This window comes from Alkalibacterium sp. 20 (genome assembly GCF_001885615.1).
Lineage (GTDB): Bacteria > Bacillota > Bacilli > Lactobacillales > Carnobacteriaceae_A > Alkalibacterium.
The window spans coordinates 12,631-33,210 of record NZ_LSRN01000078.1; the positions used below are offsets into that span (position 1 = coordinate 12,631).

Here is a 20,580-nt window from a genome sequence, read left to right on the forward strand (position 1 = left end):
GCATTTACAAAGTTTATAATGCAAAAGTAACGTTCTCAGGACTTATACATATGATCCTTATTTATTCTATTTTCTATTTTTAAATATTTTTACTCCAATACCCGTTAGCGCACTGACTAATCCGATTGTTCCAACAGTCCACAAAGCAGTTGCTGTAGAAGGAAGTCTTTCTCCTAGTGGAGTGTCTGACTCCTCATCCGTTTCTGCTATATCTTCATCCGGATCAACAATTGGGTCTTCGTCATCTTCATCCGGATCAACAATTGGGTCTTCGTCATCTTCATCCGGATCAACAATTGGGTCTTCGTCATCTTCATCCGGATCAACAATTGGGTCTTCGTCATCTTCATCCGGATCAACAATTGGGTCTTCGTCATCTTCATCCGGATCAACAATTGGGTCTTCGTCATCTTCATCCGGATCAACAATTGGGTCTTCGTCATCTTCATCCGGATCAACAATTGGGTCTTCGTCATCTAATTCTAACTCTCTGTCAGTTAATACGACGACAGATGCAGTAAGAGGCGCTATTGTGATACTGTCTCCAGTTATTGAAACACCTTTTGGACTTGTGATTGCTCGTGTTCCAGCGGACTCTGCGTCGACTAAAACATAACCTTCAGTTAAGTCAGTGCCAAGCGTCACTGTACGTTCAGTATCGTCAGCATTGACAAAGACGTAATAGATATCTCCATTTGAATCTTCTGCACGGTAACCAATAATTAAATCTTGTTCATTGATTTCCGGTGCGTCGACTAAAGAAACCATTTCTGCAATTTCTTCCATCGTTCCTTTACGGAAGGCATCTGTACTTCTTCTCAATTCGATTAATCCAGTTGTGTACGCCTGAGTTAATGTGTTGATTGGATAAGCATCTGCATTAGTTGCTTTGTCCCATTCAAACATATTGATAGCGTCAGTTGAATCATATGAATCGTGAATAAAGTACGGATACTTGAATGGTTTACCGTCTTCATCAGTCATGAAGGTTGATTTGTAAGGAACCAGATCATTAGCAACGGGTTCTATAAAGTCCGGATCACGGAACTGTTTAGTACGTCCGAATTCCTGACCTGCATGAATGAATGGTGTGCCTTGAGAAGTTAGCACCATCAAGTTTCCTAAACGAATACGCTGATGAATCTCTTGCTGATGATACTCAGGGTCTTTTTGAATACTTTGAGCGATAACATCATGCAAGGTCAAATTATCATGTGCCGCAATGTAAGGTACAACATCGCCAGGGTTTGTTGCTGTAAAGTTATGCGGATTAGCTGTCAGGTTATCAAAAATTTGTTGGATAGAACGTGCGCCGCCTGTGATAAAGCGTGGTTCTCCTTCGCTGCCGAATCCAGATTTCAACTCGTTTCTGAACTCATCTGAGAATGAACCGACTGCTTCAGTGTGCTGCATCCAGTCCTGATCTGCAGGCATGACGTTTTCGTAACCTTCATCTCCTACAAATGTGCGCCAGCCTTCACCGATCATTAAAATATTTGGATTCAATTTTTTAGCTTCATCGAAAGCTATTTGAATACTTTCTGCATCATGGTCGCCCATCATGTCGAAACGGAATCCATCAACTTTATATTCTTCGACCCAATGTGTGATGGAGTCCACGAGAATACGGCGTGCCATTGCGTGCGTCGTACCTAATCGTCCACCACCAAAGCTTGTTCGTGATGTACCATCTGCATCCATGAAGTGGTAGTAGTTTGGTTCAAGGTCTTCGAAAATGTGTTCTCTAGCTGTATGGTTATAAACGACATCTAGAATGACACCCATTCCACGGCTATGAATCTCATCGACCAATTTTTTAAATTCTTCAATACGTTTTGCAGGATCTTCAGGGTTTTCTGAATACATTCCAGTTAGCGAGAAGTAACTGTGTGGATCATAGCCCCAGTTAAAGTTTGTATTTGTTGAAGAATACTCTGACATTCTTTCGCTATTTTCAAACTCGTTTGCAAAGAAGTAGCTCATGACTGGAAGCATTTGAACATGCGTTACACCCATGCTCTCAATGTAATCCAGCTTTTCGATAAAGGCACTAAATGTCCCAAATTGACTAGCTAATTCGTCTTCGATTGAAGGATCCGATGTGAAATCTCTCACGTGAATTTCATAGATGATTGCATCTTCGCGTTTTTCATAGCCTTCAATATCTGCATAATCAAGTTCTGGTCCAATATGACTTGGATTGACGATAGCTGCTTTCCCAATATAATTATCCGGGTCGCTGCTATTCCAAGCTGCCATTGAACGGGCGTATGGATCTAAAGCCATAACGGTTTCTCCATCGCGTTCGATTTCAAAGTGATAGAAGTAGCCCGTTACGTCGCTTAAACCAGTTGAGTCTTCGTTAAGAACGATTTCCCATACTCCGGAATCTTTAGCTTCCATTTCAATATCATCTCTAACAACTTCTGACTGATCGTCTTTGTCGTATAAAACAACACGGACTGCATCGGCACTTGGAGACCATACTTTCAAGTTAGCTGTTCCGTCTTCGTATAAGTCTAAACCTAGCTCTCCATCATATGCATAAAGGGCATCTTTCAGGCGCCATCCCATACGAGCACTGACTTCATTTTCATCGAATATAACTGTATATGGTCCGTTTTCGATTGCAAAATCTCCTTCAAGAATAACTGCATTGCGATCATGATCGATCGTTGCAGAAAATTCTATTATGTTTCCTTCAGCGTCTTTCAGTTGAATAACATCGCTGAGGTCTTCTTCGGTTAATGCTTCAGTTGAATGGAAGAACACTTCTATTTGTGTTTCTGAAACCAACTCAGCTCTGATCATGCCATCTTCTCTGGCATAATAAGGGTTAGTATAAACAGTGTTATCTCCATCTTTTATAAAGATCTGACTGTGTTCAGATAAACCAGAAAAGTTATAATCGGTCGTTTGAGCTGACCCGTCTTTCAAGACGAACAAGAAGCCGATTTCACTAGCATCTGGAGTTAATGTTAAATCAAAGAATGTACCGTATTTACCAATACCGTCACTATTTTCAGCACCTGCAGCCCAGTCTTGGGTCCCTTCAGCGACATCTCCCCAAGTCCATAGACCCCAGTTGTCATAATCTTCATTATCTCTTCTATAATTGATACGAATCGTATCTTCTCCAAATAATGGTTCGTAAGGATAAATCGTGTAGTCTTCATCTAACCAGGCTTCGTTCATTTCTGGCGTAAGCAAGCGCAGATTGAAATCACCGGATAAATTAGTTCCGGCGGTATTATTGATCAAAAAACCTATTTTTTCTGGACTTTCTGCTAGTTCAACATCCATATAGTAACCATAATCAGTTTCTACTGACTGATTAAAAGATAAGGCTTCATTAGGCCAATTTTCTGATGGTGCTTTTACATCATCCCAGATCCAAAGTCCAAGATTTTCGCGATCATCTGACGGAAGCGTCGCAAAATGGATACGAAAGAACCCTTCTTCTATGTCAGTTTCTTCTATTGGTGTTTCTGTTTCGTCAGGTGTTTCTAATTCCTGAGATAAAAACGAGCCGTTTTGAATTGAAAGTAAAGCCGTTCCTCCGTCAGCCATTGCCGGCAAGACGAACGTGATCACGTGACTCTCATCCACTTCAGCAGCTGAGTACTCCACATCTGAGTAATGATCCATCACAACAACATTTTCATTATCGACTTCTACAGAAATCGTCTGTTCTTCTTCCGATACGTTGAAAGCCATGTATACTGATTCGTCATTCAATGCACGTTCGACCAACATCCAGTCTTCATCTTCAGAAGTTAAAAATTCGTCTCTTGTTCCTCTGGATAACAGTTCACTGAAATCATTTCTGAATCCAATGACTTTTTGATAATGGTCCAAGATGTCATTGTCTTCGATCATATCCCAGCCAAAATCATAACGGTTATCATATTCTGGCCAATTGTCATTACCCGATTGTCCCAATTCTTCACCGTAATAAATGACAGGCTGACCCTTAGCTGTCATTTGCAGAGAGGCAGCTAATTTAAGTTTCCCTTCATCGTTTCCTTGGGCGAATAAGAAGCCTTCTTCATCGTGACTGCCTAGGAACTGTCCAAGTGTTGCATCGCTGGAAAGAACCTGGTTACGGTTCACCAGATGGTCATTAGCTCTGCTTATTCTGCCATTGACAAAGTCTGACGCATAACCTTTAAAACTAAAATCTACCAAACTGTCCATCATGCCTGAATTTAAATAACCATGATCGTTTTGGTAATTTGCGCCCCATGATTCACCGATCAATTTGAACGCAGGATCCTTTTCAACTAATTCGTTTTTAAAATGCTGCCAAGTTGTATCATCCACGTGCTTCACTGTATCGACACGGTAGCTGGCTATCGCATTTCCACTTGGAGTAGTCGATTTTCCAATCCAGTCTGACTGCCACTGGACTAGTTTTTCTCTAACATCTTGACGTTCTGTAATAAAGTCAGGTAAGCCGGCAAGTTCCATTTCTAAATCTCCGCTCCCTGATGCTTCTCTGATCATGTCGTCAAAGCGTGCACGGTCCTCATCAGTCGGATAACCTTCAGGTGGATCAGCTATTCCATTATCAGGATGCATGCCATACCCTGGATGATTTAATACGACATCGACCATGATATTGATTCCACGTGCCGCTGCTGAATCGATGAGTTCATGAAATTCAGCTAAGGTTCCCAAGTGTGGGTTCAATTCTTCAAAATCTTTTGCCCAGTAGCCATGATAAGCGTAGTAAGAGCCATTCGCGCTTTTAGCTTCAACGTCATGACCGACATTTTCAACTATCGGTGTGATCCAAATGGTTGAGACACCTAATTCATCAAGGTAGTCAAGATTCTGAGTGACACCTTTAAAGTCTCCACCTTGGTAAGTCCCGCGTGGGTTGTCGGCATTCTCATAATCAAGTCCATATGGGTTGTTATTTGTTTCGTCCCCATCAGCAAAACGGTCTGTCAGCATGAAATAAATGATCTCTTCATCCCAATCACGTTCGCCTTCGACTTTACTTCTAGCGTCAATCGTTACTTGAGTTTGAGTCGTATAACGTCCGTTGGTTTCATCCCAAACGGTGACAGGGATAGTGTAAGTACCCGGTTGAACGGTATGATCAACTGATAAAGTGACTCTATTTAATTCTGGTGAAATAGCTAAGTTGGATAGTCCGCCAATAGCTGAGACATCAGCAGAAATACGGTCGATAGCTAATTCAGAATTGTTTTCGATCGTCACATCTAAAATTCCATGCTCATTGTAATTAAATGAACGGTTAACTTCAGCTGAGATAGAGATATCCCCTTGACCGTCTGTTTCTTCCGGTCCTTCCTCTTGTGTCTCTGCGATATAAAATGGGTTTGTAAATGCCTGAGTGGGATCCTCAGCCGTCACAAACACTTGATTCATTTCATCAAATGATGTGAATTCTAAGTCATCAGTTTTTTTATCTTCTCCATCTGTTGTGTTAACGATAAGGAAGCCAAATGTTGCGGCATTTTCATTTACCGGAATGTCCACATAAGAGCCATGTTTGCCTACTTGATCATTTGAAAAAGAGGCTGCTGCTGTGGGCCAGCCTTGTGGGTGATTCGGAGCGTCTCCCCAGAACCAGACGCCATAGTCATCATAGTTTACTGTGTCATTTAAATAATGCACGCGAAGGGTCGGTGTATCAAAATCAACGGGTTCGTAATAGAAGACGGATCCGTCTGCTCTCACCCATATTTCATCAACCTCTGCGTGAATATCAACATTAATGTCTTCATCAATGTATTTTGATTCATCACCATAAACAGCAACAAAACCTATTGTACTGGCATCATCTTTGATTTCAATGTCCTGATAATAACCGAAGTCTGTTGTTTGTTCTTCGCTGAAAAGTGACCCATTCGGCCATCCTTCACCCTTAGCATCTGAAGGGGTCATAACGTCTCCCCAGAGCCATAAAGATAAATCATTGTCAATTGAATCAGTCTCCAGGTGAACACGCACGGTCCGTGCTTCTTCAGCCTGGACAAGTGTTACAAATGGAAAGACGTTAGCTAATGTTTGAAAAAGTAAGACAACCGCAAAAAATGCGGAAAAAAATGTTTTTGTTTTTCTGTTCATGAGATACTCTCCTTTTCAGTTGTGTTAGCGCTGTCAATTAGGGCGAAAAATAACTCTCCCAACAAAAAATGTAAGGAGAGTATTTAGTTTAAGATGATAATTAACCTTTTGTCGCACCAGATGCCAACCCTGAAATAAGGTATTTTTGCAGCATCAAGTATACTGTTGCTATTGGTACGGCAATAAGTACCGCACCCGCAGCAAAACGACTGAAGTTATTTGAAAACTGCGCATTAACGAAGTTATAAAGACCTAACGCTAAGGTGAAGTTCTCGGGACTTCTTAAAACAATACGCGGTAAGATAAAGTCCATGAATGGTCCCATGAAGTTGAACAAGGCAACCACGGATAAAATAGGTTTCGCCAGCGGCAATAGAATCTGGAAGAAAATTCTAAAGTGACCCGCCCCATCCATTTTAGCTGATTCATCCAGCGATCTCGGTAAGGTGTCCAAGTATCCCTTAACCAGGAATGCATTCATAGGAATTCCTCCACCGATATAGATCAATATCAATCCCCATAGATTATCTAACAATCCAACAGTGTTGAGCAAGATGTACAGAGCCACCATTGCCATCAATACCGGAAACATTTGTAGGAGTAAGAAAGCATACAATCCATTCGTACGTCCTTTGAAACGATAACGTGAGAATGCGTAGGCGGTAAAACTTACGACTGTCGTTGTGACGACTGTTACGACCGTCGAAACAAACAACGTGTTTCTGTACCAAAGTAGATAGTCACTTCTAGGACTCGTAAACAGCCATACAAAGTTATCCAACGACCAATTTTCTGGAGATAAAGACGCACTATATAAATTGGTTGAGGTATTCATTGAGATCGCAAACGCCCATAAGAGCGGATAAAAGATAACGACAAACACAAGCCCAAGAATCAAATAGATGAGAGCAACTTCTAAACTGCTTTTTTGTTTGCGACTAAGTTTACTGCCGCTTTTTTTAGTGGAATTCTTTTTCATTAGTTGTTACCCTCCTCTTTGAATGAACTTGAACGTCGGAATTGGAAAAACGCAAAAGTTGCAACGATAATTCCTAAGATCAACGAAATAGCCGCAGCCATACTGAATTGCGAGTTGGTAAAGGTCAAGTTATAGACCCAGGAAATCAGGATATCCGTTCCGCCGGCATTTTGTCCACGAACGGCAGGGCCACCTTCATTAAACAGGTAAATAATATTAAAGTTATTGAAGTTAAACGTGTATTGCGTTATGAGTAACGGCCCCGTCGCAAACATCAGATGCGGGAACGTAATGTTTGTAAATTTCTGCCAGCGCGAAGCACCATCCATATCTGCCGCTTCATACCAGTCAGATGATATCCCCTGCAGCACGCCTGAAAACAGTGCATAGACAAAAGGAAAACCGAGCCAGACCTGAATCATTATGATCGCGATTCGACTCCACATGACATTAGTCATCCAAGGTATCGTGGTATTAAATAACGGTTGTAGAATATCGTTATTGATTGCACCGAAGTTATCATTGAATAACGCTGAAAAGATAATAATTGTGACAAAACCCGGTACAGCCCAAGGTAAGATCAATACTGTTCGGATAAGTTTCTTCCCTTTTAGACGTTTATCATTGGTTAAGATAGCCAGGAACATTGCCAGAGAAATCGACAATGTGGTTGCGACGAATGTCCAGGTAAGTGTCCAGGAAAGAACACTGACAAACGTGTCACGCCATTCAGATAAGGTCACTAAGCGGATAAAGTTTTCAAAGCCAACCCACTGAAGCAAGTTACGCGGGGGAGCATTGTATAAGTTGTAGTTGGTAAAGGCTAAGAAGCCCATAAATAGTAGTGGTAAAATAACCACAAAAATCAAGAGTGCAAATCCGGGACCGATCATGACATACGGAAAAGCCGTATCCCAAGAGTTATGGAAGTTTTCCATTACACTACCGGGCTTCCATCCGTTTCTGATTTTCTGCGCCTCAACTTTAGCATCTTGGATGTTAAACCAATAAAAGGCAGCATAGAAAATCGTGAACAACAGAGCCAGGATCCCTTCAATCAAGAATACACGTGAATCATCAACACGCGCTTCATTACCGAGGGTGATAAGTCCTTGTAAGCCGGCAGCAGCAAATTCAAACATAACGAATGCAAAAGCTGCAAACAGGATGAATATTGCGATACCTTTTATTTTTCTTTTATTGTAAATCTGTCCCATACCAGGAATGATCGATAAAAGCATAGCTTTTTTGGGACTATGATTCATATCTTTTATTCGTGTTTGCGACGGTTGGTTTTGGTTTTCGTTAGTAGCCATAATTTCTCTCCTTCTACTAGCCTTAAAACAGTCACTTATGTCTATAGAAGTGACGTTAAACAGCTCTAAACACATAAATAACTAATATGAAGAAGGAGATTGAGTTTTTAGTTGCTCAATCTCCTTCTCAAATTAGCTTGACTTTACAACGATATTATAATTATTGACCCATCATTGAAATTTCAGATTCGATTGTTTGAGTGGCTTCGTCTAATACTTCTTGTACGTCGTCACCTTGTTGTACGAATGTTAATGCGTCACCCATAGGTTCCCAAACTTGTGACATTTCCGGAACATTAGGCATTGGATGTGCATTTAAAGTTTGAGCAAAGATTGGTTCCATTAGTTCATCATTGATTTCGACAGCTGCATGAGCAGGTAATTCGCCAGCTATGTCAAAGTAAGTTGTTGAGCTTTCTTCGTTTGTCATGAATAATGCTAATTCAGTTGCCCAGTATTCATTTTCTGTATAATAGTTCACTAAAAATCCTTTGTTTCCTGAGAATGAGTTCAAAGGCTCGCCATCTTTAGATGGTAATTCAGTAACCATCAAGCTGTCGCCAATAGCACCCTGGTAATCAGGAATTGCCCATGGTCCGTTAACAATCATACCCACTTTTCCATCCATGAATAAGCTGTTAGCTACTTCTAAGTCTGTTCCTGCAGGCATAAGTCCTTCTTCAAACCATGATTGAATCATTTCAACTGATTTCACAGCTTCTGGTGTGTTTAATCCAACGTCTGAAGTGTCGTATGTGCCGTCTTCGTTTTGTGCAAAGATATAGCCACCATCAGCTGTCAGGAAAGGGTAGGTGAAGTATAAATTAGCTGCATCCATCATGAATCCGTATTGATCGCCTTCTGTTAAGTCGCGTGCAATTTCCATCAATTCGTCCATTGTTTCTGGTGCTTCAGGTACTAGGTCTGTATTGATGAATAGTCCGTAAGTTTCTACAACTGCGGGAATACCGTATTGTTGACCTTCATAACTAAATGCATTTACAGCTTCTTTGTTGTATTCACCTAAACGGTTTAACTGATCTTCAGTCAAGTCTAATTCAGCAGCTAAACCTTGTAAGTGAATATCACCCATGCGGTCATGTGGCTGGAAGAATAGATCCGGACCTTGTCCAGAAGGTCCATCTAAGCTCATGCCCTCTGTTTGTTCCAGCATGCTATAAGGTGTGATATCAACATCAATGCCGTGTTCTTCAGTAAAGTTGGCAGTGATTTGTTCGTAAGCATCTAATTGCACTTCTTCGTCATTGACCCAAATATGTAACGATTCAGGTTTTTCAGGAGCATCTTCGCTTGCTGTTTCTTCAGAAGTTTCGCCTTCTGTATCTTCAGCTGCTTCTTCCGTTGTGTCCTCAGATGTATCAGCTGAATCTCCGTTGTCATCTGTTCCACATGCTGCAAGTAGTCCTACTGTTGAAAGCAGTAACATTCCTTTGTACCAAAATTTCTTATCAATCATTGTGTTGCCTCCTATTTTTCATTTTTCTATATTTGCTTACTTTATTTTCCAAGCTCCAAGAGAAGGCTTTCTTTAAATCTTGTTTGCCTAGAAAACAATGTTGTAAGTGATTACATTTAAACTATATAAGTTTTTTACAATTGTTTCAATTGTTTTTTCTATGTTACCGGTATCAGGATGGACCGATGGTCTTATCCTATTTTTAACTAATCCAGCAATTCGACAACAATCGCCTCATATGGTTCTAACACAGCCTCTTTTGGATCAAAGGATTCTTTATTGTAATTTGAAACTATCACATCTCCGACACTATTTGTAACATTTGAAACTAAGTATTCCACTTTTCCACTCACATTCGCGACGATCAACCATGTTTTGCCTTTATAAGATCGTTTGTAGGCATAAACAGATGGGTGATCGGGTAAGAGCAACTCGTAATCGCCCCAAACGACTAGCGGATTATCTTTTCTTAATTTAATCAATTGTCTGTACGTATTTAAAATTGAATCCGAGGAGTCACGTGATTCATCCACATTGATTTCTTTGTAATTCGGCTGGACCGGTAACCAGGGTTCTCCCATAGTGAAGCCTGCCTGCCTAGAGTCATCCCATTGCATCGGCGTTCTGGCATTATCGCGTCCTTTAATGTTGATTACATGAATAAGCTCATCGTGTGTATAGCCTTCATCCAATCGTTCGTTATACATATTGATACTTTCGATATCATCCACTTCATCAATGGATTCAATCGTTCTGTTGGTCATCCCGATCTCTTCACCCTGAAAAATATAGGGTGTACCTTTCATTAGATGGAGCAGGATTGCAAAAAGTTTGGCACTTTCTATTCGGTATTCACTGTCATTGCCATAACGAGAAACAACGCGGGGCAAATCATGGTTATTCCAGAATAAACTGTTCCAGCCATTATCTTTTAATTCGACCTGCCACTTGGTCAGTACTTCTTTCCACTCAATAAAATCGATCTCTTTTATATCCCATTTCGACTGATTCGGTTGTTCATCCAGTTGTACGTGCTCGAATTGAAAAACCATGGATAATTCATGACGCTCCGTATCAGAATAAAGTTTAGCATTTTCCGGTGTTACTCCCCACGTTTCCCCGACTGTCATGACATCTCTGCCTTTCAAGGTTGCTTCGTGCAATTCCTGCAGGTAGTCATGCAACTTGGGACCATTGGAAGTGATTTTTTCATCCGGAAGTTTTCCAATCAAGTCGATCACATCCATACGGAATCCCCCGATGCCTTTATCGAGCCAATAATTCATCATGGTATATACAGATTGACGGACGAGTTCATTTTCCCAGTTTAAATCCGGCTGTTTCTTACTGAACATATGGAAGTAGTACTGCTCTGTTTCTTCATCGTACTCCCAAGCTGATCCGCCAAACGCAGCTTTAAGATCATTGGGCGGGCCACCATTGACCGGGTCACGCCAAATATAGAAATCGCGGTATTCATTGGTTTTACTTCTTCTCGATTCAACGAACCACTGGTGCTCATCACTTGTATGATTGACGACTAAATCCATCACGATGCGGATATTGCGTTTATTTGCTTCAACAATAAGTCGATCCATATCTTCCATTGTGCCAAAATCAGGATGGATCGCCTGGTAATCACTGATATCGTAGCCATTATCATCGTTGGGTGAATCGTAAACTGGACTTAGCCAGATAGCATCGACCCCTAGGTGTTCCAAATAGTCGAGACGGCTGATGATTCCCGGAATATCCCCGATACCATCGCCATTACTGTCCTGAAAACTGCGCGGATAAACTTGATAAATGACCGCATTTTGCCACCACTTCATAGAAAGCTCCTCTCGGTAACCAATTTTTTTATTTACTTGCACGCTCAAGAATGACATCCAATGTCAGATCTTTTGTATCTTCGACGATAAAGTCTGCTTTATGCATGGCGTCTTTTGACCCTACACCCACAGAAAACATACCGGCACCATTGATTGCTTCCACACCTGCTTCAGCATCCTCTAGTCCCACACATTCAGACACATCTAGTCCGAGCATTTCTGCTCCTTTGACAAATATTTCCGGATCAGGCTTACCGGCACTCAATGACGCAGGATCAACTACCCCGTCAAACAGGTCTTCAATTTCAAGTCTTTTCATAATTTCAGGCCCATTCTTACTTGCAGAAGCGAGCGCCATGCCTAAGCCTTTTTCTTTAGCATCTTTGAGCAATTGTTCAATACCTGGAAGTAAATCGTTTGGTGTGATTTGCTTGATAGACTCTTTGTACTCTTCATTTTTTTGCGTCGCTAATTCGATTTTTTCTTCTTCAGAATAGTCATTCTCTTTGTTGCCATGTTTCAAGATGAGGTCCAAGGATTCCATCCGGCTGATCCCTTTAAGTTGCTCGTTGAATTCTCTGTCCATCTCAATACCCATCTTCTTAGCTAAACTTTTCCATGCCAGGTAGTGATATTCTGCTGTATCTGTGATTACACCATCTAAATCGAAAATTAGTCCTTTTATCATAACTGCCTCCTTGTAGTGTCTTACTTTTTTTAATAAAAAGAGAGATGTCCATCTCTCTTCCTTATTTATCATTGTCTTTTTACGTTTCTGGTTGAAAGAAGTACAAACCCGCTTGGTTTTATACCGTGAGTTCGTCATTTGTGCCGTGAAATGACAGGCTCGGTTTTTTCTTCGCCCTGAGCTGGTCATTTGTGCTGCGAAATGACCAGCTCAGATTTTTTTTCGCCCCGAGCTGTCTACAGTGACTCCTATAATCAAGAGATAATCAGACATCTGATTATCTCTTGATTATTTCGTCTTTACTTTTTAATAGCTTGTTTGACGCTACTGTTTACCGTTACGGTTTCACCGTATAGAGTAATATCCAATGCATCGCCTTCTTGTAATGTAAATTCTACATTTTCTTTATCTACATTGACTTTAATGAGTCGGCCACGGTACTTCAATTTGAATTCATACCCGTCCCATTTTTCAGGACAATATGGGTCAAAGGATAATTCGCCGGTCAGTGTACGCATGCCTGCAAATCCTTGAACGATGGATAACCAGCCGCCACTCATTGACGTAATGTGCAGACCGTCTTCGGTATCATTGTTGTAATTGTCTAGATCTAAGCGAGCGGTACGTTCGTACATTTCAAAAGCTTTTTCCTTTTTCCCTAATTCTGAAGCTAAAATGGAATGGACCAAAGGTGATAGCGATGATTCATGCACCGTCATTGGTTCATAGAAATCAAAGTTGCGTTCTTTTTCTTCCTGACTGAATTCATGATTCAGGAAATACAAGCCTTGCAGCACATCCGCTTGTTTGATAAACGGTGAACGTAAAATCATGTCCCAAGACCAGTTCTGGTTGATCGGCCGTTCTTCTGGTTTAAGCGAATCGACCGGACGCAAGTCTTTATCCAAGAACGTATCGTGTTGAACAAAAACATCCAGCGCTTCATCTTTAGGGAAGTACATGTTTTCAACAATATCTTTCCATTGATCTAATTCTTCAGACTCTATGTTCAGACTTGCTTTTTTCTCGTCTGACACTTTTTCAAGTGACTCGAGCGTATAGCGAAGGGTCCAAGCGGCCATCGTGTTTGTATACCAGTTGTTATTGACGTTGTTTTCGTATTCGTTTGGACCTGTGACACCATGAATCATATATTTTTCATTCCGTTTTGAGTAATGCACGCGGTCCGCCCAGAAACGGGAAATGCCCGTAAGGACCTCGATGCCTTGATCAAGTAAGTAAGATTCGTCTCCAGAGTAAGTCGCGTGATTGTAAATTGCATGTGCAATCGCACCGTTACGGTGAATTTCTTCAAACGTGATTTCCCATTCATTGTGACATTCGATCCCTGTAAAGGTAACCATTGGATATAAGGCACCATCCAGCCCTTGTTTGGAAGCATTCACGTGCGCTTCTTCCAGCTGATTGTGACGGTAAACAAGGAGCTGTCTGGAAACTTCTTCATCAGTGGTCGACAGATACATAGGTAAAATACACGATTCCGTATCCCAGTAAGTTGCGCCACCATATTTCTCGCCAGTAAAGCCTTTAGGCCCAACGTTCAGACGAGGATCTTCTCCGTAGTAAGTCGAGAAGAGTTGGAATATGTTGAAGCGGACACCCTGCTGGCTTGCGGCGTCACCTTGGATAACCACATCAGCATTGTTCCAGCGCTTGGCCCATTCACTGACATGTGCTTCTTTTAATTGAACAAAAGCAGCTTGGCTGGCGTCACTTAAGATTGCTTCGGCAGCCTTTACCTGGTCGTTTTCTTCAACATCACGGCTGGTGATCACAGATACTAATTTAGTCAGCTTGACTGTTTCGCCTGCTGAAACCGTTCCTTTATAGGTTTCTGAGACAGTCATGTCAGACTCACTGCTGTCTTCTTGCTTCAATCCTTCTACCGTGTTGCTCATCATCGTTGTGACAGCGAAACGGTCGGTACCATAATTATTTTCAATTGTTTTTGTTGTCAAATAAGGATCAGGCGTTAACCCGCGGTCTCGTTCGATCCAGAACTGCTCGTCATAGTTGCTGTCTTCATTGACGACATCGCCATCTAAATGGGGCATCATTTCAATAACAGGATGGCCTTTCAGCACGTTTGCCTCGACATGCATGACCGCTAATTCTTTCTTTGCGACACTGACAAAACGGGTAAATGTGAAAGCAATTTCTGTCTCAGCATTTGTCCAGACGTAAGAACGGTTCAGTACGCCCTCTTTCATATCCAACTCTAGATGAAAGTCTCTCACCTCGTCTTTTGCCAGGTCCACTTGATGACCATTGACACGAATCGTTATGGGAAGAAAATTCGTTGCATTGATCACTTTTCCAAAATATTCGGGGTAACCAATTTTCCACCAGCCGACTCTCGTTTTATCCGGGTACCAAACGCCTGCTATATACGTGCCGAGATGGGTGTCGCCTGAGTAGCCTTCTTCAAAGTTTCCACGCAAGCCCATATAGCCATTACCTATGGACGTTAAACTTTCCTGCACACGCTTGTCTTTCTTGACATCATTGGTGATGACTTTCCACGGGTCTATCTTTGCTATTCTTTTCATCCGTCACACATCCTAATTTATAAATTCTGTTATTTAACTTTTTTTGATTGCTTCCATTAAAACATTCCGTTTTTTTGCACGATTACGTTTATTCATTAAACGCTGTTTCTTCTCTTCTTCATTATCTACATAATAAAAGACTGAGCAACCGTTCTGTTGCAATATCTCATCATCTTCATAAGAATCATCATTGAAACCAAAGACTTTTATCGCATCATGTGGTAACAGCGGTAAAAAGGCTTCGTCTTCGTCCTGATTAAAGAAGAAATACAGTTCCTGGTTGCCTAATTTACGTTTGAATCCTAAAAATTGTTCGTCATCTCTTATATCATGCCACTCTGTTTCACCATAACTTAAAATTGACTGATATTTTTTTCGGAAACGAATCAGTTCTTTTGAAAAATGAAGCATATCATGGTCTTGTTTATTCTCATCCCAAATCATACACTTACGGCAATCAGGATCTCCTTCTCCGTCCAGTCCAATTTCAGTTCCATAATACATACACGGTGTACCGGGTTGAGAATATAGGAATGCCATCGCAGATTTCACAAGATTTCTATCACCGCCGGCTTTGTTTAAAATACGCGGCGTATCATGAGAATCCAGTAAATTAAACATAACTTCTGTCGTTTGTCTGCGGTAGAGCATTAGCTGACTGTTCAAACTCGACACCAGACGCGTCGGAGACAAGATTTTCTTGAAGAAATAATTCTCAATATTATCTGTAAAGGCATAGTTCATGACGGCATGGAATTCGTCACCATTCAACCAATTTTGTGATGAATGCCAGATCTCTCCCAAGATATACAAATCTTCTTTGATTGCCGTGGTTTCTTTGAAAAACCTCTTCCAGAAGTAGTGATCCACTTCATTGGCTACATCAAGACGCCAGGCATCGATATCAAATTCTTTGATCCAATACGTCGAAATATCAAGCAAGTATTCTTGTACGTCCGGATTAGCCGTGTTGAGCTTAGGCATGTGACCGGTAAATGCAAAGGTATCGTAATTCACACGTCCCACATTTTCCAGTTCGTCCATGCTCAAACCACTGACATCTTCGACAGGGAAGGAATGAATATAGAACCAGTCTTTGTACTTAGATTCTTCCTGATTCTCTATAACGTCCTGCCACTGAGCCGAATGAATGCCCACATGATTAAAGACCGCATCGATCATGACACGCATGCCACGCTTATGTGCTTCCTCAACAACTTTTTTAAATAGTGCCTTGTCGCCGAAATCCGGATCGATTTCTTTGTAGTCAATAGTGTCATACTTGTGATTAGAATGGGCTTCAAAAACAGGCGTAAAGTAGATACCGTTAATACCCAGGTCCTCTAGATAATCCAGACCATCCAGCACCCCTTGCAAGTCACCGCCATAAAAGTCGTCACGGGTCGGATGTTCTTTACTGCCCCATGGGAGCGTTCCTTTAGGATTGTTGCTGCTATCGCCATTTTTAAACCGTTCCGGAAAAATCTGATACCAGATGGTTTCATTGACCCACTTCGGTGCACGGAACGCATCGATTTCGTGAATATACGGCACACGGAAATAAAAGTTCATCTGATCTAAAAAGGTTTCTTCAAATGGATAAACTCCCTGGTCCGAGTAAAATATTTCGATTCCGTCTTTTCCAATGATACGAAAACCGTAAGCCATTCGTTTCGTCGGTTCATGTGTATCGACCATCCAATAATCATGCATATTGGTAGTTGCTACCTTTTTCATTTCTTTCCCACTGGTGTACCATTTCTCTTGATCGAGCGCATACGGGTCGCCACTTATTAGTTCAACGCTGTCGATGTCTTTCGCTTTTGTCCGAATCCGAATATGATAATGTCCGCGCTCATATAAATACGCGTATTCACTTTCGGAACGGTGATAAATTGCTGCTGTATCCATAAAAATACCCCTTCTTGTGATACCAATTTTTAATTGTTTTATTCCTGATTATTATTTTTCGGCGCACTTATCTTAAAGCGGTTCCATTCTGATTCTAGCATTTGAAGAAAATTATACAAGCACATTTCAAGTGTTATCGGTAACAGAAAATGTAATAGGTAGAAACGCGTTCACACTCGTTTCCATCAAAATCCAGATATTTCCAATTAGAAAGACTGGCATTCGGTAAGTAGCTGACTGTTTAAGCTAGCTACTTACCGAAGTGAACCAAGTTCGGCAACTAGTGCACGCTTACCCCGTGCAACTTACCGAACTTGGCAACTGTTCGGTAAGTTGACACGTTTTTGACCATCCTACTTACCGAATGACGGCTCATTCGGTAAGTAGCCAGACCACCTTACTCCCTAATAACCGAATAGTCACGCTATTCGGTTATTACGGTGGTGCCTGCTTGTCCAAACGACCGAAGCGCGTGCCGTTCGGTCGTTTGGGCAGACGTTTGCGTTTCTAATCACCGAACACGTTTGTGTTGAAATAAAAACGTCCGCGCCTGACTATTTAAGTCGTCAGGCGTGGACGTTTTCGTGTTTTCTCAGCGCGTCGTGCCGCCTAATTTCAGTTCGGTTTCAAATAACTGGTTTCCTTGAGACTTACCCTCTTCTTTTACTTTCTTCAAGACCATTCTAGCACAGGCTGCACCCATTTCTGTAATAGACTGTTTGAGGGTCGTCAAGTTGGGATAGGCGATCTGGTCCAGAAAAACACCGTCGTGACCGATAATACCGTAGTCATTAGGAATATCGCCACCATGCTCTTTGATTTCACGGATAACTCCAAGACCTAAACGATCTGAAGCGCATAAGAACAATGTGTTTTTAGGGAACGCATCCCAATTCTCTCTGATAAACGCCGCCGAGTAGCGTGACCGGTTTTCCAAGTTATAAATATGTGTCTCTTTGCCGTGGTTTCTCATTACGGACGTATAGCCTTTTTCTCTTGAATGAGCGAAGGGTTCATCCACATCAATGCCGATATACACAACCGTTTCATACCCTTTTTCTATCGCATATTCAGTGGCTCTGGCCATGCTTTCTTCGTTATCGCTATCAATGTAGTCGACACCCATATCATTTTGACCGAATAATACAGTTGGTTTATCTAAGCCGTGAATAAAGTCTTCATCTTCTTTACGTGTTCCGCATACAATAAAGCCATCCGAATCCCCGATTTGAATGTTATTGTGGGTTAAAAGCTGCAGACTGTAAGCATATTTATCCAATTCATTCGCAATCCCGGTCAGTAAAAACATATAGTAAGGTTCAGTAGTGTCCATCTCTTCTAAGATCAATAATTTAATGATTTGTGTGCGATTATTCGCTAACGCTATAGCTGCCGCATTAGGTCGATAACTTAATTCTCTCATAGCTTCGTAAACGAGTTCTTTCAACTCATCTGTCACTTGTTCGGGATGGTTGATTACTCGTGAAACAGTCATCTTAGAGACGTTCGCTCTTTTTGCAACATCGTTTAATGTAGCCAAACGGTTACTCCTTTCATCTATCTTTCTTGCGGTTTTTTTCGATTTCCTCATTTAATTATATCATGAATCCGAACCGTTTTTGCTTGAATTATAGAAATAGTTGGTCACTCGAACCAATGAATCCGTCTTCTTTTTCTACGATTCTTACTTCATACGGGTCTAAAGCCAGTCGTCCTTTCAACGTTTCGTCTGTTTGAATATCTCTGACTTCTTCATTGATTTCAATCACTTGCAAGTCTTCCGTTAAATTCATAATGAAGACGGTTTTTAGCCCATCCGCTTCTCTGGCTTGAACGGATATGCCACGTTCATGTGTGATATCAAGTGGGGGTATCAGCCCTACGTCGGCGATCAACTCCCCATAAAAATCAGTGAGGAACGACTCTTCCAGCCGCGCGCCCATGTAATAAGCTGTCCCCTGCCGGTAATGATTTACTGTTATCGCCGGCGTTTTTTGGTAGAAGTCGTATCGATATGCTGCCATTTCTTCCGCTGATTCACATTCAATGATCGTGGCGTAGTCCTTGATGTCGTAGATTTTTCCGTTAAATTCCAGACTGTTTTTATCAGTTGGATAATAGGTGTCTGTTTCCATCGGTTCCATGCCGAAGGTTTCTTTAAGGGGAGCCAACCAGCCGCCCATGTGGGCCAGATCCGCTTCGTCCACTAAGCCGGTCATATAGGACGACACGAGTGTTCCGCCTCTTTCAACATACGCCTGCAGCTGCTTGGCAGTTTTTTCGGACATCATGTATAACATCGGTGCCAGCACTAAGTCATACTGCTTAAAATCAACGTCTTTTGAAATGATATCAACGGCGATGTTTTTGTCCCAGAATGCCTGATAGTGTTTTTGTAAGGTTTCACCGTATTTTTTCGTTTTCAGTCCGAACCCCTGAGCGTCGTTTAAGGCCCATTCGTTTTCGACATCATATATGATAGCTACTTTCGCTTTGCGCTTATAACCGACCACTTTTTCGGAAATAGCTTCCATTGCCTGACCTAAACGGGCCACCTCTTTAAAGACGCGGTTTTCTGGTGACCGGTCATGGTCGACGACCGCCCCGTGAAACTTCTCTGAAGAACCACGCGATTTACGCCACTGAAAATATAGAATACTGTCTGAGCCATGGGCAAGCATCTGCATCGAAGATAAATAATGCATACCTAATCGTTTCGCTTTGTTGACGTCGTGCCAGTTCACGCCACTTGGAGTCGATTCCATCAGCAAGAACGGCTGGTTTTTCATCGCATAAAAATGGTCATTCAAAAAGCCGACTTTCGCTGCCAGTGTCGCCGTGTCTTCTTTATCATTGTGCCAGGCTGGATAAGCGTCCCAGCTCACGACATCCACCTCTTTTGCGAACGCCTGGTAATCCAAACCTGTAAAGGGTGTGAATTCAGGATTATCCGACATGAAGTTTGTGGTTATCGGGATATCAGGTGTTTTTTCTCTCAGCGGCTTGATTTCATTTTTATAAAAATCGATCGTCTGATGAGAAACAAACCGGCGCCAATCCAAATTCATCCCGTGAACAGCTGTTTAACCGATCGAAGACGGTGAAACAGCTGTTCCCAGTCGGTAATCGTGTGGCTCCAGAATGGTCCCCACCACGAGTCGTTTAATCGATCCAAATCGTTCGTATATTTTTCTTTCAACCACTTTCTGAAGTTCGCCTGGCATAAGTCACAGTGACATTAGCCACCGAATTCATTTGAAACGTGCCACATCAGGAGCGCCGGATGGTTTCCGTAACGTTCGGCTAATTTTGCATTCACCTTTGCGTTTTTTCACGGTAATAAGGAAACGAAAAACAATGGTTGTGACGAGCCCCATGCAGAAGTTTTCTACGGTTTGCATCAACGCGCAGCACTTGCGAATACTTCTTTGACATCCAGGCCGGTCGTGCACCACTAGGTGTTGCCAAAATAAAGCGTCCGCCTATAGCATGGATGCGTTCGACCACGTCGTCCAGCCACTAAAAATCAAAGATTCCTTCTGCTGGTTCTAAAGCTGCCCATGCAAAAATACCAATCGAAAACGTGTTGGTGTGCGCTTTTTGCATCAGTACAACATCTTCTTTCAGTATTTCCGGATACGCTAACCACTGGTCAGGATTTTAATCTCCTCCATGGAGTAAACGTTGCTCATCTGTTACGCGTTT

The 20,580-nt window shown here is 41.8% G+C and carries 9 protein-coding genes and 1 pseudogene; all 10 read right to left on the minus strand.

The annotated features are described in order from the left end of the window. Positions 1-66: 66 nt before the first annotated feature. Complete coding sequence (locus AX762_RS11100; protein WP_071849199.1) at positions 67-6,102, minus strand: pullulanase; 6,036 nt, start codon at positions 6,100-6,102, stop codon at positions 67-69. Positions 6,103-6,202: 100 nt separating this feature from the next. Then, positions 6,203-7,081 (minus strand): sugar ABC transporter permease, encoded by an 879-nt coding sequence (locus AX762_RS11105; RefSeq protein WP_071849200.1) that lies wholly within the window; start codon positions 7,079-7,081, stop codon positions 6,203-6,205. Next, positions 7,081-8,397: a sugar ABC transporter permease gene (locus tag AX762_RS11110; protein WP_071849201.1), complete on the minus strand. Its 1,317-nt coding sequence runs from the start codon at positions 8,395-8,397 to the stop codon at positions 7,081-7,083. Before AX762_RS11110 ends, AX762_RS11105 begins: the two co-directional genes overlap by 1 nt. A gap of 160 nt (positions 8,398-8,557) precedes the next feature. Continuing rightward, positions 8,558-9,874, minus strand: a complete 1,317-nt coding sequence (locus AX762_RS11115; RefSeq protein WP_071849202.1) for an extracellular solute-binding protein — start codon at positions 9,872-9,874, stop codon at positions 8,558-8,560. Positions 9,875-10,080: 206 nt separating this feature from the next. Continuing rightward, positions 10,081-11,706 carry an alpha-glucosidase gene (locus AX762_RS11120; RefSeq protein WP_071849203.1) on the minus strand — a complete coding sequence of 542 codons (1,626 nt, stop codon included), beginning with the start codon at positions 11,704-11,706 and terminating at the stop codon, positions 10,081-10,083. Between the two features lie 28 nt (positions 11,707-11,734). Beyond that, positions 11,735-12,394 carry a beta-phosphoglucomutase gene (gene pgmB / locus AX762_RS11125; RefSeq protein ID WP_071849204.1) on the minus strand — a complete coding sequence of 220 codons (660 nt, stop codon included), beginning with the start codon at positions 12,392-12,394 and terminating at the stop codon, positions 11,735-11,737. A 299-nt stretch (positions 12,395-12,693) separates the two neighbouring features. Next, entirely contained in the window at positions 12,694-14,964 is a 2,271-nt protein-coding gene (locus tag AX762_RS11130; protein WP_071849205.1) for a glycoside hydrolase family 65 protein, read from the minus strand. Positions 14,965-14,997: 33 nt separating this feature from the next. Continuing rightward, complete coding sequence (locus AX762_RS11135; RefSeq protein ID WP_071849206.1) at positions 14,998-16,875, minus strand: glycoside hydrolase family 13 protein; 1,878 nt, start codon at positions 16,873-16,875, stop codon at positions 14,998-15,000. Between the two features lie 592 nt (positions 16,876-17,467). Next, positions 17,468-18,415: a LacI family DNA-binding transcriptional regulator gene (locus AX762_RS11140; RefSeq protein ID WP_071849207.1), complete on the minus strand. Its 948-nt coding sequence runs from the start codon at positions 18,413-18,415 to the stop codon at positions 17,468-17,470. Positions 18,416-18,503: 88 nt separating this feature from the next. Beyond that, positions 18,504-20,565: pseudogene (locus AX762_RS11145) on the minus strand (beta-galactosidase); the annotation flags it as partial. Positions 20,566-20,580: the final 15 nt, after the last annotated feature.